Here is a 26543-nt window from a genome sequence, read left to right as displayed (position 1 = left end):
AGTATGTTTTGGGGCAATTCGCCCGATTCCCAATAGATTTGAAAGCTTTGAGCGATAAGGAACACAAGGAATGAATCATAAATCCCATCTGCTTCAATGGACAACTTTTCTGGCCTTGCTGGGGGTGATTCTCTCGTCATCGGCCAGTTTGTTCCCCATTGCTTTGGCTCAGCCAACCCCTGCTCCGGTGGTGGTTAAACCGGCTGCCGGTAACTCCCTGCGGGTTGGCATGAAAGAACTGGGCGATCCCCAAGGCTACCGGTTAAAAACGGTTCGCACCCAACGGGATTATCCCTTTACCCGCCCCAAAGGCTGGAAGGTTTCCTCAGCCTCTAACATTCGTTTGAGCTTTCAGCATGGCAGTAACCTTCTGCCAGAACGCTCCAGCCTGAACGTGCTGGTGAATAACCGCATCTTAAAATCGATTCCCCTGGGCAAAAACAACATTATGCCCACCACGGTGACCATACCTGTACCGCCAGAGCTGTTGAAAGACAACAATATTTTGTCGTATCAAGTGGATCAGCACTATACCTATAAGTGCGAAGATCCTTTCAGCGAGGAGTTATGGACGGAAGTATTGCCGGATACCGCTTTGACCCTCAATTACAGTTGGGATCAGGTACACCCGGATCTGGCCCAATATCCGTTTCCCCTGCTGGATGAATTGAATAACTACACCCCCACCACCATGACCTATGTGTTGCCCAGTGCTCCTTCCGATGAAGCGCTGGAAGCCTTTGGAGTAGTGGCCGCCCATTTGGGGCAGCAAGCCAAATGGCGTGATTTAAAGCCTTCCATTGGGGATGCGGGATCTTTGCAATCCAATGAAAACCTGATTCTGGTGGGTTCACCCTCGGAAAACGATGCCATTGCCTCTTTGGGCGGCGGGTTGGATTTGCCCTTATCGGGCGGAAAGTTTGCCGACAAAAGCGGCACCACCTTGCCCGATGACTATGGGGTGTTACAACTCATTCCCAACCCCTATAACCGCACCCGCTCCATTTTAATTGTGAGTGGCAACGGCCCTGCCGGGGTGAAAAAAGCCGCCCACCTTCTGGCTCAGGGTAGCTTGAACAAAATTCTGGTGGGTCGCTCGGCCATTGTGAAGGACTATCAAAAAGGCGCCGACTATCCCTTCCGGGCCTGGGACGGCTTTATTTTGCAAACCGGTGACAATTTTGACAACCTGGGCCTGAAAACCCAGACTGCCCGTGGCATCACCGCGCTGCCCATTTTTTATCAACTCAAGCTGATGCCCGATATTTCTTTGCCGGGTAAGCAAAAAGTGAAGTTGCATACCGTTTACAGTTACGCCTCGCAGCTGGATTCCACCCAATCCAAGCTGGAAGTGCTGCTGAATGGCAAGGCCATTAAAAGTGTGCCGCTGGATGATAAAAACGGCAAAAGTCTGGCGGATTTAACCATTGAAATCCCCACCGAGGAGTTCCATACTTTTAACGATTTGGAATATCGCTTCCACGTTTACCCGGAAAAATATGATTTGTGCCGCTTTGTGACCGATGTTCATATTTGGGGTACCGTGCATAACACCTCCTATGTGGAGTTTCCCGGTGAAATTAAAGCGCCTTTGCCCGATGTGGGCCTGATTAACGATGGTGGTTATCCCTTTACCGCCTATCAGGATATGTCTCGCACCGCCATTGTGATGCCGGACACCATTAAGCGCACGGATCTGGAAGCCATGCTTCAGTTTGTAACCCGCATGGGGCGGGAGTCCGCTTCTCGAAAAGGCATTGAGCTGGCGGCCTATCACGCCTCCAAGCTGCCGGATGAGGTTAAAAAAGATCGCAACCTGGTTATTATTGGCCAACGCAGCCAAAACAAGTTGTTTGATGAGTTAAAATACAAAGCGGCCTTGTTAACTGAAGGCACCTGGAATACCTTGCAGGAAGACCAGAAAAACCGCATGGCCCAACTCAGCTATACGCCGGGACAAGGCATTGTGGAAGAACTGCTGTCTCCCTGGAATGAAAACCGGGTGGCTTTATTGCTGACGGGCGAAAATGACACTGCCCTGGTGCGGGATGCCCAGTTGTTTGAGAAAGATGTCTGGTTCAAAGCCATCAATCAGGGTAATTTAACAGTGGTGAACGACACCGGCCCCAAAAGCGCCATTTTGCTCAGTAAAGGCGAAGCCCGTTTCTTTTACGCTCAGGATCAGCGCACTGGCTTTCAAATGCCTAGCTGGGGCTGGATTGCCATTGGCTTCTTTAGTTTGCTGGGCGTAATTTCGGTCATACGCTTCCTGTTTGGCCGGTAAAACGCATTGAATCACACTTAATAAGCGCTCAATGGGCGCTTATTAACGTTTTCCATTAACGGCCCGTTTACAGCGTTCTCTTAAAAGCTAAACGCTCTCCAGCTCAGAAAGATGTGCTTCCACGGCCAGCGTTTCGGCGTCTTTATTGGCGGTTTGCCAATTGGCTTCTTTTTTGGGCTGGTGCTTTTTGGCGTCCGGGCTGTATTCGGCGTAGGTTTTTTGCAATTCGGCCTTGAATTGTTCCAGTGCGTCTTGCTCTGGTACCCGCATTACTTTTTCTTCGCCTTTAAAAATATAGTATTGCCCTACGCCGCCTGCAATGCCAATATCGGCGTGGCCCGCTTCGCCGGGGCCGTTCACAAAGCAGCCCATTACGGCTACATCCAGCGGTTTGCCCGGATTTTGCTTGTCCATATCAGCCATTAAGGCTTCCACCTGATTGGCCAGCCCGTGTAAATCCACTTCACACCGACCGCAAGAGGGGCAGCTGATCAGGTTCGATCCCGACTGCCTTAAGCCCATGCCCCGCAGGATTTCATGGCCCGCAAACACTTCCTCAATGGAATCGGCGGTGAGAGATACCCGGATGGTATCGCCAATTCCTTCGGAAAGCAGCATGCCAAAGGCCATGGAGGTTTTAATCAGTCCCCGTTTCAGGGTGCCTGCTTCTGTCACGCCCAAATGCAGCGGGTAATCGACCCGTGTGGCCAGTTTTCGGTAAGCTTCCACCATTTTGAGCGGATCGCTGGCTTTAACCGAAATTTTAAACTCAAAAAAGTCTTCCTCTTCCAGAATGCGGGCATTCAGCAGGGCGCTTTCCACCAATTGGGTCACCAAATCATCTGGGTAGGCCTCTTTAATGGGTTTTTCCACCGAGCCGCTATTCACCCCGATGCGAATGGGGATTTCTCGTTCCTTGCACTTGGAAACCACGGCCCGTATAAATTCCTTGCGGGGCTGGTTGCCCGGATTAATGCGGATGCAATGCACCCCGTTATCGGCGGCGGCCAAGGCCAGACGGTAATCAAAGTGAATATCGGCCACCACCGGGATGGGCGACTTGGGGACAATGGACTTTAAGGCTTCAGCCGCCTCTTTGTCCGGCACGGCCAGACGAATAATTTCGCATCCGGCATCCGCCAGCCGCTGAATCTGGTAAACGCTTTCCTGAATATCTCGGGTATCGTTGGTTAACATGGATTGCACCGAAATAGGGGCATCTCCGCCAATTTCCACATTTCCCACCCGGATTTTACGGGATACACGTCTTTGAATGTCCATCATCCAGCCCTGCTTTGATTGTGTGACTGTTCGTATTTTACTCCGGTCGGGCCGGGCTTGATAGTCATGACCTCTTATCCGGTTTTTTCTGGGGTAATGGTTTATGCCACAATGTTTCCGGCATATATTGGGTCAAAATAAAATCAGAACAAAAATAGATACTTTCTGTTTTTAAATCAATATTGGTCGGTTCATTTGCTCATCGCCTGATGCAAACAAAAAATTTGAACGTGAAAGCGAAAAAGGTTGCCAGTCCATGTCCTTCCCGCCAACCCTGAATTATGGTTTTGCCACCAATAATAGACCGCTGTTACCGATGGCAACAGCGCCACTGTCTATGTATTCTGCTTTGCCTTCTGTCTCTACTTTTCCTGCGGCCAATCCCAAGGGGTTTTCAAGTGTTTCAATCGCTCCGTTGGCCGATTCAGGGGAAACCTCCGTGGCGGGTTTGGCCGATGCTTTTTATAAGGCCACTTTGGGGAAGCGAGGCATGGATGAGCAGGCGGCAAAAAAAGCGTTGACGGCGGTGTATCAACAAGGCCGCCAGCTTGAGTTTGAACAGGCCGTGCTTCAGCTGGCCCACGCCCAAGGCAAAGCAGTAACCGGTGTAGAGGATATTCTGCAGCAGGAGCTGGCGGGCAACGCTTTTAAAAAGGTTTTTTTAAAAGCCCCGTTAACCGAATGTCAGGACCTGTGGCGGCAAGGGCAGCTCAGTTACCGGGCCAAGCCTTGGGATTACCGGCTGCGGGGCATGTGGGGAGCACTGGAGCATTTTGGGCATGTCATTAAGAATCACCCGGCCATCAGCTTAACGGCCATGGCGGGGGTCACGGCGTTGGGTCATTTTAAACCCGTGGTGGGGGCGGCTTCCGGGGCGGCCATTATGGGGATTTCAGCGGCGACATCGGTGGTTAATGAGGTCAAAGCGTTGAATCACCCGCAATCGGATTCGGAGAAGGTGCGCTATTATCAAAAAAGCGGGGAGAACCTGACCGCTTTCTTGCTAACTCTGGTGGGGGTGGAAGGCATTCAAAAGGGGTTATCCGCAGGGTATAAGGCCGGTGTGGAATCCGCCAAACTGTCCAGCGTCCCTCAAAATGTGATACTCAGAAAACCCTACCAAGTTTGGCAGGGTTTAACGCACAAGGCCTCGGGTCACGAAAAAATGGACTACCGGCAATTCGGCATGTTTGTACTGGGCTTGCTGGATGATTCTTTGCTGCCCTTTAACTGGGCTGCCGAAAAAATGCAGAAGAACAAAGGCCCTGAAGCAACGCATTAGAAGCAATTCAGGGGAGCCATCCCGGCTAAACCATTGGAAATTAAGCCCGTGTGAAGGCGTAGTTTGGTTTGAATGGGCTTATTAGTTCTTGAAAACAGCGTTTTCAAATCCGGGAGGGGGTAAGCCTTCTTTATAAAGAATGGTCTTGGGTACACCCAGGCTGATGATTTCCCACGGCAAAATCTCGTGTTCGGGACGCTCACGAAGAGCGTACCAGTCTAAGTCCGGGAAATCCACCTGACCTTCTTTTTTCAGCTCTTTATAAGCCCGGTTCACTGAGCCCAGACTGCCGCCCAGCTCGTAAAACCGAACAATCAGCTTGGTGAGGCGGCGATCGCCTCGGGAGAGGAATGCCTGAAAGTAATCCCATTTGGCGCTGGAGGCTCGTACATCAGCCACTTTTAAAAGCTTTTTACGCAAAATTTCAAAACGGTGATCCACCGCTTTGTTGTCCAGTTTTGGTTGCCACTGGAAGGGGGTTCCCGCCTTGGGGACAAAGGAGCTGCAGCCCAAATGGATTTTCAGCTTAGGATTCTCTTTGCGAACTTCTTTCAGCAACTCGGCCAACAGTTCAACATCGTTGTCGGTTTCATCGGGCAAGCCTACCATGCCGTAAAACTTCACGCCTTCCAGCCCTGCTTTGGCCAAAGTGGCAGAGGCTTCCAGAATTTGCTCGTGCCGTAAATTCTTGTTCACCCGGCGGCGCATGCGCTCAGAGCCGGTTTCAATGGCCAGGGTCAGTTGCTTTTGACCGCCCTTTTTAAAGGTATTGGCGATTTGCTCGGTAATGGTATCCACCCTTAAGGAAGAAGAGGAAATGGTCAGTCCTTCCTTGCTATCCAGATAATCGCACAGCGCTGGAAATTCCGGGTGATCGGACACCAGCGCGCCCAGCAGGCCCACTTTATCGGTGTATTGAATGCCGTTTTCAATGATTTTAATAATTTTTTCAATGGTGCCGCCCCGTGCGGCAGGCAAGCCGGAACCCATTGGCCCCAGCATACTGTAGCTGGCCAGACAGAACCGGCAGCGGTGGGCGCAGCCCCGCATTACTTCCACCAACAGCGTGTTGGCGAAGATGGCCTTATCGCTAATAATGGGGGTGTGGGCAATAAAGTCATCCATGTTGGCAATCAGTTGTTTGTCCACCTGAGCCGGGATGTCTTCGTACTTGGGTACGATGGCGCTAATGGGGCCATCCGGGCTTTCATAGTGAATGTCATACATGCCGGGGGCGTACAAGCCCGGTACTTCTACCGCCAGACGGTGAATCAATTCTTCCCGATCCGAAAGGTGCCGGTACTTGCGATAGACGTGCATCAAAGTGTCCATCACCTCTTCGCCTTCTCCAATCAGGAAAAAGTCAAAGAACTCGGCGAACGGTTCCGGGTTGCTCATGGGCACCGGCCCACCGGCAAAAATTAAGGGGTGCGAGCGATCCCGGTCTTTGGCGAACATGGGAATCTGGTACTCGGCGTAAATGTCTAAAACCTTCACAATATCCAGCTCAAAGGCGAAGGAAAGGCCCATCAGCTCCAGCTCTTTGGGATTGTGCTCCTGCAAGGTGTCCGCGTAAATGCGCCGAGCGTCAATATCGGGGTTGGTGTCTAGTTGTTTGAACAAAATCATGTACCCCAAGGAGGACATGGCAATTTGATAAGGGGCCGGATACACCATAGCCACCCGCAGCGCATCGGGGTTGGGGGCTACGGGCGTATATAAATAGGTTTCCTGATGTTCATCTTGCCGGTAGGAAGGTCGGCTGTCGGTTTTTTTAAAATCGGTGGCCATAAATGGGCTGAAGGCTCCCTGAGTTGGGTGAGTGGTGCGAGAGTATTAGAATGCGGGTAAGAATTGATTGGGGTTGTATGAGGTGGCTTATTCAGGATGGGGCGCTTTTCTGCTATGGTATGCGTAAATAAGGCCCGCAATCATATAGGATACTAACACAGACAGATGTCAACGATTGCCCAAAGTTCCTCCTCTCCGATTCTGCCTCCCGCTAACCGCATTGATGAAAACGAGGCGTTACGCCTGCTTCGGGAAGCCAGCCTGTTTGAGCTGGGCATTATGGCGGAAGAAGTGAAACGCCGGTTTCACCCCGAAGGCCAGCCGGTTACCTTTGTCATTGACCGCAACGTGAACTATACCAACGTTTGCAATGTGGATTGTCTGTTCTGTGGCTTTTACCGGCATAAAGAGGATGCGGACGCCTACACCTTGAATTATCCCCAGATTCAGGAGAAAACCCGGGAACTGGTGGAAGCCGGAGGCACCCAACTACTCCTGCAAGGCGGCGTAAACCCGGACTTGCCCTTTGAGTATTATCTGGATATCGTGCGGAATCTGCGCAAAGATTTCCCCACCCTCACCATTCACTCTTTTTCCCCCACCGAAATTGCTTATATGACCGTGATTACCGGCAAAAGTCTGGAATGGGTCATTCAGCAGTTAATCGAGGCGGGTATTTCTTCGATTCCCGGTGCGGGCGGTGAAATTTTGCACGATGAGATTCGGCGCAAAGTGAGCCATAAAAAGGTAAATACCCACGACTGGCTGGAAGTTATGGAAGTGGCCCACGGGCTGGGCCTTAAAACTTCGGCTACCATGATGTTTGGCATGATGGAAGAAGACTGGCATATTGTGGATCACCTGTTCCAGATTCGTAATTTGCAGGATAAAACCGGCGGTTTCCTCAGTTTTATTCCCTGGACTTTTCAAAAGCCCAATACCAAGCTGGAAAAACTGCCCAACCTCCCGGCCACCGGGGTTGAATACCTGAAGGTGAGCGCTTTGGCCCGTATTGTGCTGGATAATATTCCCAATATTGGGGCCTCCTGGATTACACAAGGGTTAAAAATCGGGCAAACCGCTTTAAGAATGGGCGCCAATGATATGGGCGGCCTGTTGTTGGAAGAAAACGTGGTAACCCAATGCGGCATTAATCCCACTCGCAAAAGCGTTGCGGAAATGCTCAAGGTGATTCACCAAGGCGGGTTTGATGCCGCCCAAAGGGATACCGCCTACAATATTGTGCAGGAATACCCCCGCCAAAACTGATTGGAACGCTGAGCGCCGCCTGGCGTATACTCCCCCATTGAGAGGACGCCTCTATTTGGGGTTTCAGGGTATGCTGATTACAATCTGCGTTTTGGGCAGTTTGTAAGGTCATTTCCCAATGAGTACTGAGTGGGCCGTGTCTTCTGTGAGCAGGCAGCGCCCAGCGAGTGTTTGATTTTCCACCCTATGCTGCGAATTTTGTATATTGCCTGCGATGTTTTAGCCGCCCTATGCGCGGTCATTTCTCCCGTGATTATTTTTCACTGGTTGCTTTTAATTGTGAATGTGCCGCTGCTCAATCCCCATCTGGTCCACATCAGCCAATTTTTAAACCCCATGAATCTGGCGTTGGACGCTCTGTTTCACCTGCCCCCCATTCTTTATAATGGGCAACGAATTTCGATGACACAGGGGGTGTTGGCCTTTGCCTTCACGCTGGCTTTTTTCCTGTTGAATTTTATTTCCGAATATCTGAAAACCACCGAACAGCAGCAAGAGATTCAATTACATGCCGGTTTGCAGAGAGAACGGTTAAAGAAGTTGCAGGACGCTCAGAACCGTCATCAAAAAAAAGTGGCCACCAACCGGCGTTATCTGGTTCATGTCAGTTATGAGTTTGCCCTTTGCCCCGCAGGTGGGGAGTTGTTGGCCAAGGCCTTTACCCGCCAATTGGGCAGCACCCTGGAGCAATCGCCTGCTTATATGACGTTGGAGTTTCCCTCTTTGTCCCAGTCCATTCAATATTGCATGGAGTCGGGTCAGGCTTTACTGCGTTATTACGCAACTTTGCGCCCCATGGACGCTCAACCGCCTTTTCGCATTGGGCTTCATGCGCTGGATGCTAATTTACCCACGTCGGATGCCTGTTATCAAACCCGTATTCTGGTTAGTTCCGCAGGGCCAAACGATGTGGTTTTTTCTCAAAATGTGCTGGAAGTGCTGCTGGCCAATGGCTTGGCCCAAAACTATCATTACCAGTCTATCGGGTTGTTTGGAACAGCAGGCAGTCAGCAAGAATTGTTCAAGTTGTTTAATTCCAAGCCCGGGAGAACATTTTAAGCCCACTTTTTTTGTGGGGAGATTACCGGTAACCGCTTGAAAAAGCCCAGAGGCCTTGCCTAAGCAAGCCTCTTGATGGTGCTGTTTCGTGATCAAACTGTTACAAAAAATGGAATCAGCGCAATCAGCAAGGTTGGATTGTTTTTATTATTCTATAGAAGAGAGCAGCTATTCTTACATAGAAATAATCGAAGCGATTTTTCTTGCGAGAAGTTAACGGTTCATCCGTTATCAATATAAAAGAATGGAGGACAGTAATGTCTGTACCTGGCGGTTTTTCGTTTCCTAACCCTTTTCTGACTCAAGGCGTATTTCCGAATTTGCCCAGCGGGCAACGGGCCGCCTTTTCTCAAGATATTGGGGCACTGATTTTTTTCTCAAGCGGTCAGCCTTTAAACACCGCTTTTTACCCGCAATTTAACCCGTTTTCGTTTAATACGTCGTTTCAAAGTTTCTTTGACGCGCCGCTGCAACCGTTTACGCAATTCCCGGGTTCAGGCACCAATTTATTCCTGGGTGCGTAATTCACCTGGAATTGATTCCTACAGGATATACCGGGTCATGTCATCAGCTTACGTTGAAGGCTGGCGTGGCCCTTACAAGAATTCGTCAACAGACAAAATGTCCCTTATTGTCCCCTTATGACAGCGCTTGTTAATGTAACATTCGCTGTTTCCTTTTTTCTTCCCCTAAAAAAGCTTCATCAGGGCTTTTACTTGGCGTAATGTTTCCTGGCATTCGGCCCGTGCTTTTTCGGAGCCTGTTTTTAGCAATTGCTCAACCTGAGATTTGTCCGAGGCGTATAAAGCGCGTCGCTCTCTGATGGGGGCCATTTGCTCGTTGATCATCTCGCCCAGCAGCTTTTTGCAATCCATACAACCCCGACTGGCTGTGCGGCACTCTTCAGCGGCCAGATTTTGAGCGTTTTCTGAAGCGAAAACCTGATAATACTTGTACACCACTTCGCAATGTTCGGGGTTTCCCGGATCGGTGCGTTTGATTCGGGCCGGATCGGTAATGGCCGTTTTAACCTTGGCCCAGGTTTCATCGGCTGAATCACTCAGGAAAATAGCGTTGTTGTAAGATTTCCCCATTTTTCGCCCGTCCAGACCTAATAGCATAGGGGTTTCGGTTAACAGGGGGCGTGGTTCGGCAAATAATGCCGTTTGATAAACGTGGTTAAACCGGCGGGCAATGTCACGAGAGATTTCCAGATGAGCCAGTTGATCCTTGCCCACAGGCACTAAACCGGCCCGAACTGAGAGAATATCAACCGTTTGCAATACCGGGTAGCCCAAAAGCCCGTAAGAAAGATCTTCGTGCAGCATGGCCACCATATCTTTCAGGGTGGGATCGGTTTGTACCCACTTGGCAGGGGTGATCATGCTCAGCAGCAAATGAAGTTCGGCGATTTCAGGAATGGAAGATTGTACAAACATGGTGGCTTTTTGGGGATCAATCCCCGCCGCAAGCCAGTCCAGGCCCATTTCCAGAATGTTATCCCGCAAGCTGGTGGTGTCATCGTATTTGGTGGTCAGGGCATGCCAATCGGCGATGGAAAAGAAGCACGGGTATTGCTCTTGCAGGGCGATCCAGTTTTTAAGCACACCCATGTAATGCCCCAGATGCAACTTGCCGGTGGGTCGCATACCAGACATGACCACCTTGGCTGATGCGGGCAGTTTTTCAATTTCTTTCAGGTTTAAAATGTCCGTGGCGGAGGGGGAAGCGAAAATATCAGTCATAATGCCCCTTATTATAGGGGAACTGGGCGCAACTGTCATTGCCAAGCCATTAGAGGATCACCCCAAGTGGGGACGCCGCCTAATTTTGGGTGGAAATGGGCGCGCTGGATTGCAAATGCTCCAGCAGTGCATGGCGGGGGTTGGGCAACGGCTGGTTGTCCGGGCTTGGGGCTGGCATTTTGGCCATGGCGGCTTTCAGTACTTTTAACTGTCGGCGGGCCTTTTTTATTTCCCCATCGGGCGCTTCCCACAGTTTCCCTAAAGAGTCCTTGACTCGGAACTGTCCGGCCAGCTTGCTCAGGTCCGCCTCATCTTCTGTGATGTGAATCCGCAATAACTCTCGGGCGTTCAGGGCGTGGGGTAACGGTGAGTTCTGGGCTTGCAGGCGAACAAATTCGGTGCCAATCAGGCGAGGCTTGGCGTAGCCGATATCCCGAACCACAATGGGTTCGCGTCCAATATTGGAAATGACGCTACACAGTGATGATGCCCCGGTACTGGTTTGTTCCCCCAGTAGTTCCACTTTCAGGCGGCCTTGTCGGGCCTGTTCCTTGTAAACATCCCACAAAAAGTCCATGAGTTTAAAAGACAGGGTGAGCAACAGGCCAATGCTGGTCAGCAAGATGCTGGTAGTGCCAACGGGTTCGGTGGCCCACATGTGGTTTAGCACGTCCAGCCCGTAAGCGGGATCCACTAAAATCCGGTGGTTCAGCAAATGAAATGCCAGCATGATTAACTCCGCAGTGCCTTGTGGTGGGTGAAAGGCGTTTTGAAACTGATGAATCTCAATTAAGCTAGCATAAAGATGCGGGTTTTGCCAGTGGTCAGGGCCATTGGTCAGCGTTTATCCCCAAAAAGCTGAGGGCCTAGTTGCGCAATAAATAGCCTTGATACAGGCTGATGATATCCTGCCCAAAAAACAGCGATACCAGAATGCCCAACACCAACGCAGGCCCCAAGGGCAAGTAGGTAAAGGTTTGGGCGGTGCGAACCTGTTTTAAAAATACAATCAGGGCAATCACCGAAATCACCAGGCAAATCAGGCTGATCAGCGTTTTGGACTCCGGGGAAAAGGGGGTGTTCATCAGGATGAGCGGGCTGCCGCCACCGGCCAGAGCCACAGCTCCTGAAATAAGGGAGGTGTACTGCTTGTTTTTAATCCATTGAATCACCAGCATGGGGATAGCGGGAATGGTTTGAACCACAAACCCGAGCAATAAGGCCAGTACGGTTAATGGCCAGCCTAAAAAAGCACCGGCCCCCATCATTAAAAAGGTATCGCCATGCCCAAATCCATCGGTCCCAAAGCATAAGCGGGAGAACAAAATCATGCCCTCAAAAAACACCACCGAAATCAGCATGGCCATCAATGCGGAAATCAGGGCCTCTGGTACATGTAGAACCAGCGCCCCTAAATCCAGCGTAAAAGCCGTACCGGCGGTATTTCCAAGGTTCAATACGCTGTAAAGCAACCCGGCGGGAATGAGCATGTAAATGGAATTGAAGTTAAAAATAAGGCTTTCCCGGAGATCGGTAATAAAAATAACGATCAAATTGGAAATCATGAACAGCAAAAAGGCGCTTTGCCAAGTCAGGCCAAAGAACCACACGGTTCCGCAAAACAGCATGGCAGTGGCCAGTTCAACCAGCGGGTACTGAATGCTGATGGGGGTTTTGCAGTAATGACACTGACCACCCAGCAATAAGTAGCTGATCACCGGAATATTATCGATGGCCCGCAGTGGGGAGTTGCATTGCGGGCAGTGAGAGGGAGGCAGGACAATAGGTTCATCGGCCAGAAAGCGCAGGGCCATGACATTGAGAAAACTACCAACGCACAGACCGATAACAAATAGAAAAACCATCCAAAATGCTTGCAGGGTAGGGTCTGACACGCTTAAAGTTTCTCCAGGGCCTTTTTAATAAGGGAACGCCGCTGTGTTTTTGCTGCCTTAGGCAGGCTTGTCCGTTTTCAGGTTTTTGGAAAGCAGTTCCAGGGCTTTACGAAGCCTGCGACTGACTTGCATTTGTGAAATACCCAGCCGCTCGGCAATTTCGGTTTGGCTCAAATCTTCGTAATAAGTCATTTTAACCACGTCCTGAAGATCTTCTTTCAGGGTAAACATGGCTTGTTCTAACAGCATGCGGTTTTCATGCGTTTCGGTTAATTCGGTTTGGGTGTGGTCCACCAGTCGTTCCAGGTAAACGGTTTCACTGCCGCCGTTGTCGTTCACCATAAATTGATCGAGCGAAACCGGCAAACGGCGCCGTTCAATATCCTGGGCCTGTGTAACTTTGGTAACCGGGCATTGTAATTCTTCCGCAATTTCAATATCGGTGGGGGTGCGCCCTAAATGCTCGGTCAGTTTTTGGATAATCTGGTTAATGCGGTAGTAAAGCTCATACATTTGACGGGGCGCTTTAATCATGGCCGTTTTGTCCCGCAGGTAATGGCGAATTTCCCCGGTAATAAAATAGGTGGCATACGTTTTAAAGCTGCTGCCCACCAGTGGATTAAACTTATCAATGGCTTTGAGCAGTCCAATATTGCCAACCTGCATTAAATCTTCAACCGGGTCGCTGCTTCGACGGGCCAGGCCATGCGCGATTTTTTTGACGTAAGGCATGACTCTGGCCACAATTTGATCGCGCAATTTTTCTTTACTTTGGGCGTCCAGATCGGAAATCAGGTAGTTATGCAGCATTTCTTCCAATACACTGGAAAAAATATCCTCAGACGAGGTTCTGGTTGGCGGGCCGCTCACGAAATAAAATTCCTCTAACTCACTCAGGCGTTGCTGAAATCTGGTAGCGCTCCCAAACCGGGCGCTTTATAATGCCATCAAGCTTAAAACACTCAAGGGTACAATGAATGAGTACCACTCATGATCTTATCAGTATTATAACATCGGGGCCTCTTCGCCCCTTTCCTGAAAATGGTTGATCTTTTGGGGCAGATTGTAATACAAATTAAGGAGCAGAAATGCAAATCCCACTCGAATCTGGCTTTTCACTTACGCCTCCGCCGATTGAACGGGAAATCTTCAACGAAAGGTCTGAATCCAACTTGGATCACGCTTCATCCGTCACTCAGTCTAAAAAGCCAAAAACCATTTTGGTGGCTGAACATTCCGGTTTTTGCCACGGCGTACAAAAGGCTGTGGACAAAACATTGGCTGTTGGGGAAAGCAGCGACAAGCCTGTTTATGTATTGGGGCAGCTTATTCACAATCAACAAGTGATTGATCAGCTGGATGCCAAGCACATTAAAACGGTGTCTTCTCTGGATGAAGTGCCGCAAGGCAGCGTTTGCGTGATTCGCACTCATGGCGCCCCTCCCGAAATGGTGGAGCAGGCATTGGCCAAAGGGGTGGATGTTTCTGACGCCACCTGCCCGGATGTTCGGCTGGTGCAGAACAAGGCCATTCAGTTGGCCGAAGAAGGTTACACCGTGGTGATTGTGGGTAAGGAAGAACACCCGGAAATCATTGGCATTAAGGCTTATTCGGCGCGAGTACCTGGTTCCATTATTGTGGCCATTAACAAGGTGGAAGAAATCGCTGAAAAGCTGAAAGACGTGCCTCGTCGCCGCATTGGCGTGGTTTCTCAAACCACCCAGATGGAAGAAAACTTTTTTGAGATGGTGAAAGAACTGTCTAAAGTGGCCAAAGAGCTGAAGGTGTTTAACACCATTTGCCCCGCCACGTATTTTCGACAAAATTCCGCGTTGGAGTTAACCGGCAAGGTGCAATTTATGGTGGTTATCGGGGGCAAAAACAGTGCCAACACCACTCATTTGGCAGAAATTTGCCGCACCGAAGGCACAGACACCATTCATATTGAGACTTACAAAGAACTTGAAGGATGCGAGGCCCTTGAAAAGGCTGACATCATTGGAGTAACCGCTGGTGCTTCCACGCCAGACTGGTTAATACAGGAGGTTTTAGAGTACCTGAAGGCGCTTTAGAACCAAAAATCGTTACAGTTAGCAATCAAAAGAGGAATTTTGATTAATGGGAATGACCACTTTATTAGTAGAAACATCCGAAGAAATGCGCCAGAGTTTCGCAGACTTGCTGGAAAAAAGCTTTGAAACCACACTAAAACCCGGCACCATTGTGGTGGGCGAAGTGTTAAAGCTTGAAAAAGACGGCATGAGCGTTGATATCGGCGGTAAGTCCGAGGGTGCCGTTCCCATGAAGGAAATTCCGGGTTGCTATGGGCTGGATGACCTGAGAGCCCAATACAAGCCGGGTCAGGTTCTGGAATTATTCCTGTTGAACCAACACGATGGCGTTGATGAAACCCGTCCCCACTACACCTTGTCCGTTCGTCGGGTGGCTATGTGGAAAAACTGGGATCGCCTGATGGAATTGCGTGATTCCCGTGAAATTGTGGAAACCACCGTTAGCGGCACCACTAAAGGTGGCGTTATTGTTAATATTCTGGGCTTTAAAGGCTTCATTCCGGCCAGCCAGTTGCGGGTTGCCAAAACCCTGCACGACTTGGTCGGAGATGTTCTGCCCGCTAAAATTCTGGAAGTGGATAAGCATAAAAACAAGTTAATCCTCAGTCACCGTGAAGCCGTATTTGAGCAAAAAGCCAAAATGCGGGCTGAAACCATTGGCAAGTTGAATGAAGCCGACATTGTGGAAGGCGAGATTGTTAAAATCACCGACTTCGGCGTGTTTGTGGACATCAACGGCATTGACGGCTTGTTGCCCTTGTCTGAAATCACCTGGCGCCGGATTCAGCACCCCTCAGAAGTGTTGACTTTGGGCGAGCGCCTGACGGTGCGTGTGTTAACCGTCGATCGTGATTTACAGCGGATTAGCTTGAGCTTGAAGCGCTTGCAGCCCGATCCCTGGATGACGGTGAACGACCACTTTAAAGTGGGCGAAGTGCTGAACGGGCGCATTTCCAAGTTGCTGAATTCCGGTGTGCTGGCTGAGTTGGCCCCCGGTATTGAGGCTTATTGCGCTTATGATAATAGCGGACGTCAGTATTACCTGACTGAAACCTATTGTTTCCGCATTGTGTCCATTTTTGCGGGCGAACGCAAAATTACCCTAGAATACCAAGGCGCTGCCCAATAAGGCAGCCCTTGGGCCTCTGGGCCTGAACGGGAATTTGACACGGGTTTTTGGTGTTGGTATATTAATTTCTCACTTCGACCGTCACCCTCGTGATCTATGTCCCGCAATTGTACGGTTAGACCCCTCAATAAAGGTATTTAAGCAAATGTTAGCTATCGTGGATTTGAACGGAAAACAATACCAGGTTCAAGAAGGACGTTATATTGACGTGGATCTGCTGCCTCGGGATATTGATGAGACTTTTGAGATCGGCAATGTCTTGATGGTAATGGACGGCGAAAAGTCTTTGGTGGGCGCTCCCTATGTAAGCGGCGCTACTGTTAAGGCAAAAGTGCTTCGTCACTTCCGTGGCCCTAAGGTGCTGGTTTACAAAATGCGCTGCAAAAAAGGCTATCGCCGTAAAAACGGCCATCGTCAGGATTACACCCAAATTCAAATTGAAGGGTTAAACCTGCCCAATTAACCAGATTGCCCGCTTTTTGGCGGGCGTCGTCGCAGCGAATTTAAAACTGGAGAAAACAAGCAATGGCATCAAAAAAAGGTGTAGGATCGACAAAGAACGGACGCGATAGCGAGTCTAAACGTCTGGGCGTCAAGCGTTTTGGTGGTCAAGCGGTCAATGCCGGAGAAATTCTGGTACGTCAGCGTGGCACTAAATTTCACCCTGGCACCAACGTGGGCCGTGGTGGAGATGACACTTTATTCGCCCTGGTTGCTGGCGCTGTGAAGTTTGAGCGTCACCGCAAAACTTCTCAGAAAGTAAGCATCGTTCCGGCGCTTTCCTAAACAAACACCCACTTTTAAAACTGAAAAACCCGTGCCATTTGGTTACGGGTTTTTTGTTGGCGCTGGGTGTTTTACGAGGGTGCCTTGCAGGACTTGCTGCGTTGAAAGCCAAAATGCCGCAGGGGCGCATTGTGAGTGGGCAAAATGATTTTTAATAAATCGGTTAAATCGGCGGCTTCGTATGCTAAATCCTGATCATTCACGGCCAGAATTTGTAAAAGTTGCTCCGTTTCATTCATGGCCTCTGGATCTGGCACCTTGGGGGCCGTACTTGATTCGGTAGGTGGCTCCAGACTAAGGGCATGCTTGGCTTCCGGGGCCTGAGGGGAAATGGCCGGGGCGCTGACTTGGGGCTGGGCTTCGGGTGGCAGCTCTCCAAAATGTTTTTTATAGCAGGCCAACTCTGCCTGGGTCACCTCTAAAAGGGATGCTTCAACCATCATCGGCGTTTCTGAGGCTGGGTGTGCATCAGCCACTTGAGCTGGTGGGGCTATAGGTTCCTCGCCAGCTTGTTCCTGCGCTGGTTTGGCAGCTGCCATCAAAATGGCCGTATCTTCTTCTATTTCCAAACAGGCAATTTCAATGAGTTTAAGGCATTTGAGACAGAGAGGCTCCACCGGGCCATTGTTTTGCATTTTACTTTTGCAAACATAGCAACTGCCTTCCCGGTAACCAATCAGTTGGGTGTTTCGACGAGATGGTTTGAGCCGATAAGTAAGGACCTCTTCAATACGCCCTTCTTTTAAGCCGGAGCGCTTGCCTACTTTATCGTAGTAGAGTTTTTCGTTGTTGATGAGCGAAAAAAAATAATTATAGTAACAGGCGTACTGTTCTTGCTCCCAACTCTCTTTGGATTCTGGCAGCGCTGATTCTGGCCCATTTTCGGGGGGGGCACCAAGGTGGGCTTCTATTTTGCGGGCGTTATTCTTGGGCATAACCGGATCGATCTCCAGGGGTGTACCGGATGTATCGGCCAAAGCACTGAAAAGTTTAGAGCAACGCCTGAGAAATCGCCCATTATTTTTCAGGAGAGGAGGTTTCACCTGTTTTTATCCAAAAAGCAAGGGGTGATTTTTCCTATTTAAAGGGCCAAAGTTGGGTGCGTTGCCCTAGTACGCTCCTCAAATCGCTGGTTTTTATGCAGGTGGAAGGCAATAGACCCCTTCAAAAGCTTAAACTCTCTCTGCCGGAGATGCTGAGGCTTCCGGTCACGATACTCATCATCTCCCCACCCTGCTTGCGCCCACTGCAACAGGGTGTTTTTTTGGCTGCCCTGTGCATTAAACCGATTGCGCCAACCAGCGCAAGGATTCCCGCAGTACAATTTCTGAAGCGTCTTTCTCTACATCCCCTTCAATGGCTTTAAAGCTGCGCTGGATTTCTTCCGGTTGATACCCCAGTGATAACAGCACGGATTCTGCCTCCAAAAACGCTTCGGAGGGGTTGAGCAGTCCAGAGGACTCCAGCCCGCTTACAAAATCAGCCGATCGCCAGCTCATCATTTTTTCTTTTAATTCCAGAGTCATTTTTTGAGCCAGCTTGTTGCCAACGCCCTTGGCTTTGGTGAGTAAGTTAAAGTTGTTGGAAACCACCGCTTGGGCGATTTCAGAAACCGAGAGAGCAGAAAGCAGGGATAGAGCTACTTTGGTGCCGATGCCAGAGGCGCTTTGAAGGATATTGAAGAGATCACGCTCTTCTTTGGTGTTGAAGCCCACCAGAAACAGTGCGTCTTCCCGAACAATGAGGGCGGTAAACAGTTGAATCTGCTCTCCTGGCATGGGACTGCTTTCAATGGCCCGATGGCTGGTCAGCACTTCAAAGCCCATGCCGTGCATATCCACCAGAAAATAGGCGCCTTTGGGCGATTCATACGCCTTGCTGACCAAAAGACCTTTTAGAAAAGAAAGCATTTCAATAACCCCTGCCTGACTGCCTGCTTATTATAGAGCCTTCAGGGCTGGGTAAAAAGCCCCACGCCACTTTCAGCTTGCCGTAAAAAGGACTCCGCCAAGGGAATATCCTCCTGAGTGGTAATTTTAAGGTTGCTTTCAGCGCCCTGAATGATCTGGATGGGGCCTATTCCGGCCAGTTCAAGGAGTTGAGCATCATCGGTGACGGGCGTTGCTTGTGGTACTTGTTGGTGAGCGGATTGCAGGGCTGAAAACTCAAAAACCTGAGGGGTTTGGGCTCTCCATAAGGTGGTTCGATCCAGCGTTTGGTGAATAGTGCCTGTGTGCGGGTCAATTTGTTTGATGGTATCCACCACGGGAATGGCCACCACACTGCCTTTGGCCCCTTGTGCCACGGCCTGAAGGGCTTGCCCAATCAACGCTGACTGGATTAAAGGCCGTGCCGCGTCATGAACCACCACCGTTCGCACCCCGGCGGGTAACGCCAATAGGCCTTGCCATACCGAGGCCCTCCGGGAGGGGCCGCCCACTGTGAAAATCAGTTTTTGCGGTGAAAAATGCGGGTTTAGCAGTGCTTGATAACGGCTCAAATTACTTTCACTGGCCGCAATCACCACCCCATCAATGCCGGGACATGCCAGTAAGGCGGAAACCGTTCGTAACAAAACGGGCTTGCCTGCCAGAGAGACCAAAAGCTTGTCCTGCTTGTCAGAAAAACGACTGCCCCCACCCCCGGCGGGAACGATGGCCCAACAGGCGGATTTACTCATGGGAGGTCGCGCTTCCAAAGTGTTGATACGTTTTCTGGAGGCTTAAGGGCTGAAGCGTTTCTGTGTGGGGGCTTTGCAGGTAAGCTGCCGGAGGCGTTCCCTCCAGCGCCTGCACCCGGCCAATCACGTGAAAATGGGCCAGTATGTCCGCATCCAGTTCAGGCACGGTGGCCACCAGTTCAAAATCTTCACCACCGTAAAGGACTGTGTCCAGTGCGGTTTGCTCCAAGGCGGCAGTGGGTTGAGTGGTGATTAACTGTTGGGCGTAGGCCATAATTTCGGGGTGCATGGCCAGTTTGCGCTGTTCCACCACCAGATTTTGTTTGCTACTGTGGGCTATTTTAATCAGGGCATCCGCCAGCCCATCGCTGCTATCCATTAAGGCGTAGCGTTTAAACTTACGGGCTAAAACCTGTCCGGCAGAAATTCGGGGAATGGGTTTGAGGTGAGCCGCTTTGCTGGTTTGAAAGGCCGGCCATTGATGCCGTAGTGCATCCAGTCCCACTTTGCTTAAGCCATGAAATCCACTGGCAATAATCCAGTCTCCAGCCTGAGCCTGATAGCGTCTGCCGGGATGGGTGCCTTGCGGGCATTCTCCGATTGCGGTGACGTTGATGGTTAAAACCGGGCTGCTCACGGTGTCGCCTCCAGCGATAAACCCGTCAAAGGTTTGGCAGGCCTCCTGAAAGCCCTGATAAAGGGCCGCCACAAAATCCAGCCCCAAAGCCTCGGGTAATCCCAGGGAAATTAGCAGGCATTTTAACTGAGCGCCCATGCCAGCCAAATCGCTAATATTGGCTGCCGCTGCTTTCCAGCCCAAATCCTGCGGGGTGAAATAATTCAGGCTAAAATGCCGGTTTTCCACCAGCATGTCTGTGGTGTACACAGAACGGGTGGCCTCATCCCAGTAGGCGTCATCGGCCATGGCCTCGGTTTGCCCGGATAGCGCGGTAATCAGGTCAATAATGGCGAGTTCTTTGGACATGGCATGCTTCCACCGTCTTTACAACCAAAAAGGGAGGCTACGATGAGTCTCCCCTTGGTGTATCTTATCACGGCTAGGTTATTAGCCCATTGCGAATAGCCGTTGACCTTGCCCTGTGGCGGGTAAAGGCTGATTGAGGTTAGGGGCGATGGCACCTTGCTTTAAAGCCGACTGAAAAGTGGCCAAGTCATCGCCTGAACCGGCTGCTTTACTGCTGCCCGCAGAGGCCCCTTTGGCACCACCTGAGGCTGAGCCAGCTTTGGCGGAAAGGCTTGAAAACGGATTAAAGTTTTGAGCGTTAAGCATGGGTAAAAACCCTCATCTCTTAAATAGAAGTCTAGTATCTAAATAAAAACAAGCTGAGGCTTAAAATTGAGGGGTGGCAGGCTAATGTTAACAATTTTGTAACATGTGCCGCTTTTTCAGGCCTTGCTTGCTCGGGGATTTTTGAGGAAGCGGGCAGGCAGGCACAAAAATGGGCGGATATGCGGGCCGCCCATTCAATTTGTGAAAATATTGATATCCGATTGCTTACGCGTTCCAGCTTCTGGTTGCGGTGTAAGGCAATGCGGGTCTGTTTAAATTGGGCTGAATTTCTCTGTTTTTGAGCTGGTGGATAAAACCACCCAGAGGATCCGCCGCTTTGGAAGCCCCGGATTTGGCATTGGCTTGCTTTGGCTGTGCCAGAGCGGGCATTTTTTCCATTAGGTTTAGAAAACCGGCCAAGATGACACCTCTATTAGAGTCAACATCATACAGTGTTTAACACCAACCATTAAAACAAAAGCACCGGCCCCTTGTCCACAAACAGACTGCGCGAACGGAGACAAGCCTTTCCGCAGCCAGCCTGAAGTTTTTTGGGGATGGGCTGGTTCCCCATTCTTTTGGTTTCAATGCGTGCGATTTTGCCGAAGAAAAGCAAAAAGAAAAAGCGGGATTTTAAGTCCCGCCTTGTTTTTACCTCACTCGTCACCAATTGTTCCAGTACATCAACCCGAAGGCTGATGGGAATGGATAGCTGATAAAATTATTGAAAAGACGATTGAACTCATATCCAATAGCATTTAAATATGGAGTCACAATCTCTTTTGAGCTTTTCTCTTCTGAATTTTTTTCAAACCGCTTTAGAGAACATAAGGCGGAGCAAATCCTGGTTTAAAAGTAATCTGGCTTGTTTCACTTAATCTTGCAAGGTGTCATCGCAAAGATGAGATTACTTTCTTATTATGATAATTAAATTCATCCAAATTGTAAAGGAAAACTTTTCAGGCACAGTCGGTGGAAAGTGTTATTTGTACACTCTTTTAGGGGGATTAATGCCTGCTCAATACCGAGTTGGCATGGGCTTAAATTTAGAACCCAGGCCAATGTCAAGCGTTTATGCGCCTCTGCTGCTCAAAATCTGTTTGACGGCTTCCAGCATGACCATGCCGATGGGACCAAAAATACAGACAAAAATGGCGGGAAACAGAAAAATATAAATGGGAATGACCATTTTGACCGGAATTTTATTGGCAGTTTCTTCCGCTTGGGTCAGCCGTTTCACTCGTAAAGAATCGGATTGCACCCTTAAGGTATGGGCCACACTGGTTCCCATTTCGTAAGACTGGATAATGGCGTTAATAATGGCGTTAAAATCATCAACACCGGTACGCTCGGCCATGTCCAGCAAGGCATCTTTTCGGCTTCGCCCAAGCCCCACATCGCGGGTGTAGCGGTTGAGTTCTTCCTGCAAATAGGCCGATGTTTTGACGGATTTAAGGCTGGTAATTTTATTAATTGCCACGTCCAATCCCAGTCCGGCCTCCATGCAGATTACCAGTAAATCCAAAAAGTCAGCCAGCGATTTTTGAATGCCATTCTGCCGTTTTTGGGCCTGTTGGGTGAGCCAAAGCATGGGAATTCCGTAACCGGCCAACCCGAAGGCAATGGCCACGGCAACGCCCACCCCGCCACTAAACTTACCCACCATGGATATCAGGCTGAAGAACACCCCAAAAAGCACCACGGTGCAAAGTAACTGAATGCCTAAAAACACTTTTTGATAGCGTGCCTTTTGATAGCCGGCCTGAATTAACTTGGACTTAACCCAGGACTTGCTGCTTAAAGGAATGATGGACTGTGTTTTATCGAAAATCATTTGGGCAAAAGGAAACAGAACCCGATGTGAAAAGCTGTTTTCCAGTTGTTTTTGGCGGCTGGTATGTTTCTTGGTTTCTCTACGGCTTAATGCGCTAATGCGGGCCTGTACCTGCTCATCCTCCTGATTGGCTTTGATGCCCATTAGCAAAAAGGCAATCGTGCCAAGCAGGCATAATAAAATCAAAATCAGTTGCATAGGCTATACCTCGATTTGCACAATTTTGTACAAAACGCCCACACCGCAGCACATCCAAAAACCCGCCAGAATCAATAGGGCAATGCCAATGGGATTGGTGACAAACTGAATCATGGCATCGGGTAAAAACAGATACATAATGCCGCACAATAAAAATGGCACACAACAAACAATGCCCGCCGATAATTTACCCTGAGCGGAAATGGCCCCCACCTTCTGAAACAGTTTATAGCGATCCCGAATGGTGTGGGACAAGTTACCCAGCAATTCCGCAAGGCTGCCGCCGGTTTCTTTTTGAATTAACAGGGCGGTTACAAATAAATCCACATCGGGCGATGGTACCCGGCTGGAAAGGCTGTACAAGGCATCTTCCATACTGGCCCCTAAATTCATTTCGGCGGCCATTTTGCCGAACTCGGTTCCCCAGGGGTCATCATAGTTATCCGCCACCATTTGTACCGCTCTGCTGAAACCAAAGCCGGTTTTAAAGGCGTTTACCATGCTGTTGAGTACATCCGAAAATTGAGCGGCGGCTTTTTTCATGCGCAACATGGTTTTCAGGCTCATAAAGGCATAAGGCAATGCAATACAGGCGGCTCCCAAGGGAATGGTAATCAACATGTTTTGCCCGGATAAAAACCAGATTACCAGCCCACCCAGCAGGGCCGAGCCGATGGAAATCATATAAAATTCGTTGGGTGTAATCAGCATATTGGCCCGTTCCAGCTTGATTTCCAGTTGCTCCCTTTTGCTGGCGGTGCCGTCCTTGTTTTTTTTACGCCGCTTCAGGATATTGTCCTGATCCTTGGCCGGTCGATTACGGTTGCTAACATTGCCCAGCAAATCCTGGATGTGTTCCTGAGCCTGAACCTGCTTTTCAAACCATGTTTTGTAGAAGCCAATAATAAGCAACACCACCCCGGTGGCCGGTATTAGGCTCATCAGCAAACTGTTTTCCATACACCTTAATCCTCAAAAAAGGTAAGCGCTTATATCGCAAAAAGCGATTCGTCGATTTCAATGCCTTCGGCTTTTAATACGTCCATAAATTTGGGACGGATGCCAGTGGGGCGGAACTCGCCAATAATTTTATGGTTTTCATCCATGCCACGTTGCACAAAGTGGAAAATATCCTGAAGCAGCACCACTTCGCCTTCCATGCCCACCACCTCGGTAATATTCATCACCCGACGGCTGCCATCACTTAAACGGCTGGCCTGAATGATGACATGCACCGCTGAGGCGATTTGTTCCCGAATGGCTTTTTGAGGCAAGTCGTAACCGGCCATCATGACCATGGTTTCCATCCGCCGAATGGCATCGCGGGGGGTGTTGGCGTGTAAGGTGGTTAGGGAGCCATCGTGACCGGTATTCATGGCCTGTAACATATCCAGCGTTTCGCCCGAACGGCATTCCCCCACCACAATGCGTTCTGGCCGCATCCGCAGGGAGTTTTTAACCAAATCCCTCATGGTGATTTCTCCCCGGCCTTCCAGGTTGGCGGGACGGGTTTCCATGCGGGCCACATGCCGTTGTTGTAGCTGAAGTTCGGCGGTATCCTCAATGGTCACAATGCGTTCATCATCGGGAATAAAGCTGGATAGCACATTGAGCAGCGTGGTTTTACCAGAGCCGGTACCGCCGGAAATAACAATGTTCATGCGGCCTTGCACAAAGCCCCGCAATAGTTCGGCGGCTTCTGCGGTTAAGGAACCAAAGTTGATTAAATCCTGAACTTTCAGCGGATCTTTGGAGAATTTCCGAATGGTGACCAAGGGGCCATCCAGGGCCAGGGGCGGAATTACGCAGTTGAACCGGGAGCCGTCTTTTAAGCGAGCATCGCAAAGCGGCTGGGTTTCATCCACCCGGCGACCCACGGCGGAAACAATGCGGTCAATAATTTGCAACAGGTGGGTGTCGTCTTTAAAACGCACTTTGGATTCGGTCAGTTTTCCATTGCGTTCCACATAAACCAGATGCGGCCCTAAAATCATAATCTCGCTGATGGATTGATCGCGTAGCAATTGCTCTAATGGGCCAAGGCCCATGGCCTCATTCACAATATCGTCAATCAGGCGATCTCGCTCAGAAAGCGTAAGCAACGTGCTTTCTTCCATCAGCAGGTGGCTAATGGCATCTTTAATTTGATCTCGTAGACCGGTGCTGCCTTTTTCGCTTAGTTGCTTGAGGTCAATTTCCTCAATCAGGCGGCGGTGGATGTTGGACTTCAACTCGTAATGCGGATCTTCCGGGCTTACTTCTTTTTTAGGCTTAGCGGCCGTTGGGGAGGGGGTGGGTGGATTGAACTTGGGCATGGCAGCAGCAGCGCCGAGCGGCTCTGGAATCATGCCAGCCTGAATCCCCTCTGGTTCGGGCGTGGCAGGGTTTTCTTTTTTTCCAAAGCCCCATCGGTTTTGCCTGGATAAAGACATATGAAAAAATCCTCGTTATCTGCTTTATGCCCGGTTTTTAAAATTAATCCTGTTTTGTGAATCTGTTTGAAGCGGCATTGAGAGTGGCTGAGTTTAGCTTGCGGCGTTTTTGGAAGAGAATAGTTTACTCAGCAATCCATTGTTCGCAGGCGCCTTTTTGTCTGAGTCAGCGGCTTCCGCCTCTTCTCCGGCGAGTTGCAAAGTCATTTTTTGCAACGCTTTTACGGTTTCAGATTTTGGGTTGACCTTGCTGAGCGCCGAGCCAAAGCTGTTGGCCTCTACATTCAGTTCCCAGTCGTTGGGTATTCGGGCGTAAATCTCGTAACGAAACTCTTCTTCCACATCCTGATTGCTCATGCGATAGGCGGCTTTCAGGTTGTAGCGGTTCAGCACCATTTTGACTTTTCGCATATCCAGATATTTCTGGGCCAGATCCAGATATTGCCGGGTGCGGTACAGGCTGGGAATATCGGGGGAAGAGACTAACAATAGTTCATCCGCCCGTTCCACCATGTATTGATGGTAAGGGTCCAGAACGTGGGTGGGTAAATCCACAATCACATAGTCGTATTTGGTTGCCAGATAATCCATGGCTTTTTCCAGCAATTCGGCGGAAATCATCTCGTTATCGTCCAGCACGCTTTTACTGCCCACCACAATGTGCAACCCGGATTCGTGCTTGATAATAATTTTGTTGAGCAGGGATTCATCCACGTCTTTCGGATCGCTGTCGGCGATATCCCCCAAAGAGTAGCTGGGCTTGTGGTTAAGCATAATGGCGCTGTTGCAGAAAACCTGATCTAAATCCACAAACACCACGGATAAATTTTTGAGGACATGTAATTCGTGGGCCAGGTTGACGGCAATGGTGGAGCAACCGACACCGCCTTTGCTGGCAAAGCAGGCTATAATTTTTCCGTTGGCCGCCACTTCTCCCGCCGGGTTGTGGGCAGCCGTTTTATGGTGTCGGGAAGACATGCGGCTCATGTAGTTAAAATGTTTTTTCAGGGCCAGCTCTAAACTTTCCTTGTCTTCCGGATATTGGATAAATTCTTTGGCCCCCTGACGGATGGTTTCTTTAAACACCGTAATATCCATTTCCCGGTGCATGGCGAATATGACGCAAGGGGTTTCCGGGTTCATGCCAATGGCTTGTATAAACAGGCCCGCATCAAGCTCTCGACCGGTTGTGTCCACCAGAATCACATCGGGTCCTACCTCCTGGCATTCCCGAACCGCGTCAGACAACTCAATGTAAACGCCATTGAACTCTACAAAGTCCAATGCTTGAAGCTGGTTATACAGACTTAACCGAGTTTCCTCGGAACTGGCGACCGCAACAACTCTCAGGGCGTTCATAATTTGGCTAACTCATTCCATTATTCGTGTTTTAACGTGGATTCATCCTTAACCGCTGGTGGGCAGGAACGCTGCTTCCACTGGTCACTCAAAGCGTTACGACCAATCAAAGCAGCTAACGGGAATTAACTTGGGTATCGTCTGGAAACAGGGCGA

The 26543-nt window shown here is 49.9% G+C and carries 24 protein-coding genes and 1 pseudogene; 9 read left to right on the top strand and 16 right to left on the bottom strand.

Annotated features, from left to right (window positions below):
* Positions 1-70: 70 nt before the first annotated feature.
* Positions 71-2284: a cellulose biosynthesis cyclic di-GMP-binding regulatory protein BcsB gene (locus ACEW81_RS06265; RefSeq protein ID WP_373532111.1), complete on the top strand. Its 2214-nt coding sequence runs from the start codon at positions 71-73 to the stop codon at positions 2282-2284.
* A gap of 204 nt (positions 2285-2488) precedes the next feature.
* Here the strand turns inward: ACEW81_RS06265 and ispG are convergent.
* Positions 2489-3565, bottom strand: a pseudogene (gene ispG / locus ACEW81_RS06260) (flavodoxin-dependent (E)-4-hydroxy-3-methylbut-2-enyl-diphosphate synthase); the annotation flags it as partial.
* Between the two features lie 256 nt (positions 3566-3821).
* Here ispG and ACEW81_RS06255 point away from each other — a divergent pair.
* Positions 3822-4847, top strand: a complete 1026-nt coding sequence (locus ACEW81_RS06255; protein ID WP_373532110.1) for a hypothetical protein — start codon at positions 3822-3824, stop codon at positions 4845-4847.
* Positions 4848-4928: 81 nt separating this feature from the next.
* Here ACEW81_RS06255 and ACEW81_RS06250 read toward each other — a convergent pair whose 3' ends face one another.
* On the bottom strand, positions 4929-6638 hold the full coding sequence (locus tag ACEW81_RS06250; protein WP_373532109.1) for a radical SAM protein: 1710 nt from the start codon (positions 6636-6638) through the stop codon (positions 4929-4931).
* Between the two features lie 165 nt (positions 6639-6803).
* On the opposite strand from ACEW81_RS06250, the gene mqnC reads away from it, so the two are divergent.
* From mqnC to ACEW81_RS06235, 3 genes are all read left to right on the top strand, one after another.
* Positions 6804-7907 (top strand): cyclic dehypoxanthinyl futalosine synthase, encoded by a 1104-nt coding sequence (mqnC, locus tag ACEW81_RS06245; protein WP_373532108.1) that lies wholly within the window; start codon positions 6804-6806, stop codon positions 7905-7907.
* 129 nt (positions 7908-8036) lie between these two features.
* On the top strand, positions 8037-8966 hold the full coding sequence (locus ACEW81_RS06240) for a hypothetical protein (protein ID WP_373532107.1): 930 nt from the start codon (positions 8037-8039) through the stop codon (positions 8964-8966).
* Between the two features lie 203 nt (positions 8967-9169).
* On the top strand, positions 9170-9490 hold the full coding sequence (locus tag ACEW81_RS06235) for a hypothetical protein (protein WP_373532106.1): 321 nt from the start codon (positions 9170-9172) through the stop codon (positions 9488-9490).
* Positions 9491-9655: 165 nt separating this feature from the next.
* On the opposite strand, the gene trpS is transcribed toward ACEW81_RS06235, so the two are convergent.
* The 4 genes from trpS to ACEW81_RS06215 all read right to left on the bottom strand — a co-directional run bounded on the left by trpS (position 9656) and on the right by ACEW81_RS06215 (position 13476).
* Positions 9656-10711: a tryptophan--tRNA ligase gene (trpS, locus tag ACEW81_RS06230; RefSeq protein ID WP_373532105.1), complete on the bottom strand. Its 1056-nt coding sequence runs from the start codon at positions 10709-10711 to the stop codon at positions 9656-9658.
* 79 nt (positions 10712-10790) lie between these two features.
* Complete coding sequence (locus ACEW81_RS06225) at positions 10791-11441, bottom strand: hypothetical protein (RefSeq protein ID WP_373532104.1); 651 nt, start codon at positions 11439-11441, stop codon at positions 10791-10793.
* Positions 11442-11577: 136 nt separating this feature from the next.
* The gene (locus ACEW81_RS06220) at positions 11578-12606 is read right to left on the bottom strand and encodes a prepilin peptidase (protein ID WP_373532103.1); all 1029 of its coding nucleotides are present in this window, start codon (positions 12604-12606) and stop codon (positions 11578-11580) included.
* 57 nt (positions 12607-12663) lie between these two features.
* On the bottom strand, positions 12664-13476 hold the full coding sequence (locus tag ACEW81_RS06215) for a sigma-70 family RNA polymerase sigma factor (RefSeq protein ID WP_373532102.1): 813 nt from the start codon (positions 13474-13476) through the stop codon (positions 12664-12666).
* A gap of 218 nt (positions 13477-13694) precedes the next feature.
* Here ACEW81_RS06215 and ispH point away from each other — a divergent pair, with 218 nt between their 5' ends.
* From ispH to rpmA, 4 genes are all read left to right on the top strand, one after another.
* Entirely contained in the window at positions 13695-14678 is a 984-nt protein-coding gene (ispH, locus tag ACEW81_RS06210; protein WP_373532101.1) for a 4-hydroxy-3-methylbut-2-enyl diphosphate reductase, read from the top strand.
* 46 nt (positions 14679-14724) lie between these two features.
* Positions 14725-15807 carry a 30S ribosomal protein S1 gene (locus tag ACEW81_RS06205; RefSeq protein WP_373532100.1) on the top strand — a complete coding sequence of 361 codons (1083 nt, stop codon included), beginning with the start codon at positions 14725-14727 and terminating at the stop codon, positions 15805-15807.
* Positions 15808-15952: 145 nt separating this feature from the next.
* Positions 15953-16270 carry a 50S ribosomal protein L21 gene (gene rplU / locus ACEW81_RS06200; RefSeq protein ID WP_373532099.1) on the top strand — a complete coding sequence of 106 codons (318 nt, stop codon included), beginning with the start codon at positions 15953-15955 and terminating at the stop codon, positions 16268-16270.
* 62 nt (positions 16271-16332) lie between these two features.
* Positions 16333-16593, top strand: coding sequence for a 50S ribosomal protein L27 (gene rpmA, locus ACEW81_RS06195; RefSeq protein WP_373532098.1), 261 nt, complete (start codon positions 16333-16335; stop codon positions 16591-16593).
* A 71-nt stretch (positions 16594-16664) separates the two neighbouring features.
* On the opposite strand, the gene ACEW81_RS06190 is transcribed toward rpmA, so the two are convergent.
* The 10 genes from ACEW81_RS06190 to ACEW81_RS06145 form a co-directional block, all read right to left on the bottom strand.
* The gene (locus ACEW81_RS06190; RefSeq protein WP_373532097.1) at positions 16665-17528 is read right to left on the bottom strand and encodes a hypothetical protein; all 864 of its coding nucleotides are present in this window, start codon (positions 17526-17528) and stop codon (positions 16665-16667) included.
* A gap of 345 nt (positions 17529-17873) precedes the next feature.
* Complete coding sequence (gene ruvA / locus ACEW81_RS06185; protein ID WP_373532096.1) at positions 17874-18503, bottom strand: Holliday junction branch migration protein RuvA; 630 nt, start codon at positions 18501-18503, stop codon at positions 17874-17876.
* A 41-nt stretch (positions 18504-18544) separates the two neighbouring features.
* A complete protein-coding gene (gene ispD, locus ACEW81_RS06180) occupies positions 18545-19273 on the bottom strand; it encodes a 2-C-methyl-D-erythritol 4-phosphate cytidylyltransferase (RefSeq protein WP_373532095.1) in 729 nt (242 codons plus the stop codon).
* On the bottom strand, positions 19266-20258 hold the full coding sequence (gene thiL, locus ACEW81_RS06175; RefSeq protein WP_373532094.1) for a thiamine-phosphate kinase: 993 nt from the start codon (positions 20256-20258) through the stop codon (positions 19266-19268). The genes ispD and thiL overlap by 8 nt, the downstream gene beginning before the upstream one ends.
* 81 nt (positions 20259-20339) lie before the next feature.
* Complete coding sequence (locus ACEW81_RS06170) at positions 20340-20564, bottom strand: hypothetical protein (protein WP_373532093.1); 225 nt, start codon at positions 20562-20564, stop codon at positions 20340-20342.
* Positions 20565-20789: 225 nt separating this feature from the next.
* Entirely contained in the window at positions 20790-20984 is a 195-nt protein-coding gene (locus tag ACEW81_RS06165) for a hypothetical protein (protein WP_373532092.1), read from the bottom strand.
* A gap of 652 nt (positions 20985-21636) precedes the next feature.
* The gene (locus ACEW81_RS06160; RefSeq protein ID WP_373532091.1) at positions 21637-22596 is read right to left on the bottom strand and encodes a type II secretion system F family protein; all 960 of its coding nucleotides are present in this window, start codon (positions 22594-22596) and stop codon (positions 21637-21639) included.
* Between the two features lie 3 nt (positions 22597-22599).
* A complete protein-coding gene (locus ACEW81_RS06155; protein WP_373532090.1) occupies positions 22600-23556 on the bottom strand; it encodes a type II secretion system F family protein in 957 nt (318 codons plus the stop codon).
* 29 nt (positions 23557-23585) lie between these two features.
* Positions 23586-25028 carry a CpaF family protein gene (locus ACEW81_RS06150; RefSeq protein WP_373532089.1) on the bottom strand — a complete coding sequence of 481 codons (1443 nt, stop codon included), beginning with the start codon at positions 25026-25028 and terminating at the stop codon, positions 23586-23588.
* A gap of 93 nt (positions 25029-25121) precedes the next feature.
* A complete protein-coding gene (locus ACEW81_RS06145) occupies positions 25122-26387 on the bottom strand; it encodes a CpaE/TadZ family protein (protein ID WP_373532088.1) in 1266 nt (421 codons plus the stop codon).
* Positions 26388-26543: the final 156 nt, after the last annotated feature.

Source organism: Vampirovibrio sp., assembly GCF_041737375.1.
Lineage (GTDB): Bacteria > Cyanobacteriota > Vampirovibrionia > Vampirovibrionales > Vampirovibrionaceae > Vampirovibrio.
The sequence above is the reverse complement of the archived record's forward strand: the minus strand, read 5'-3'. Positions and strand labels throughout refer to the sequence as shown.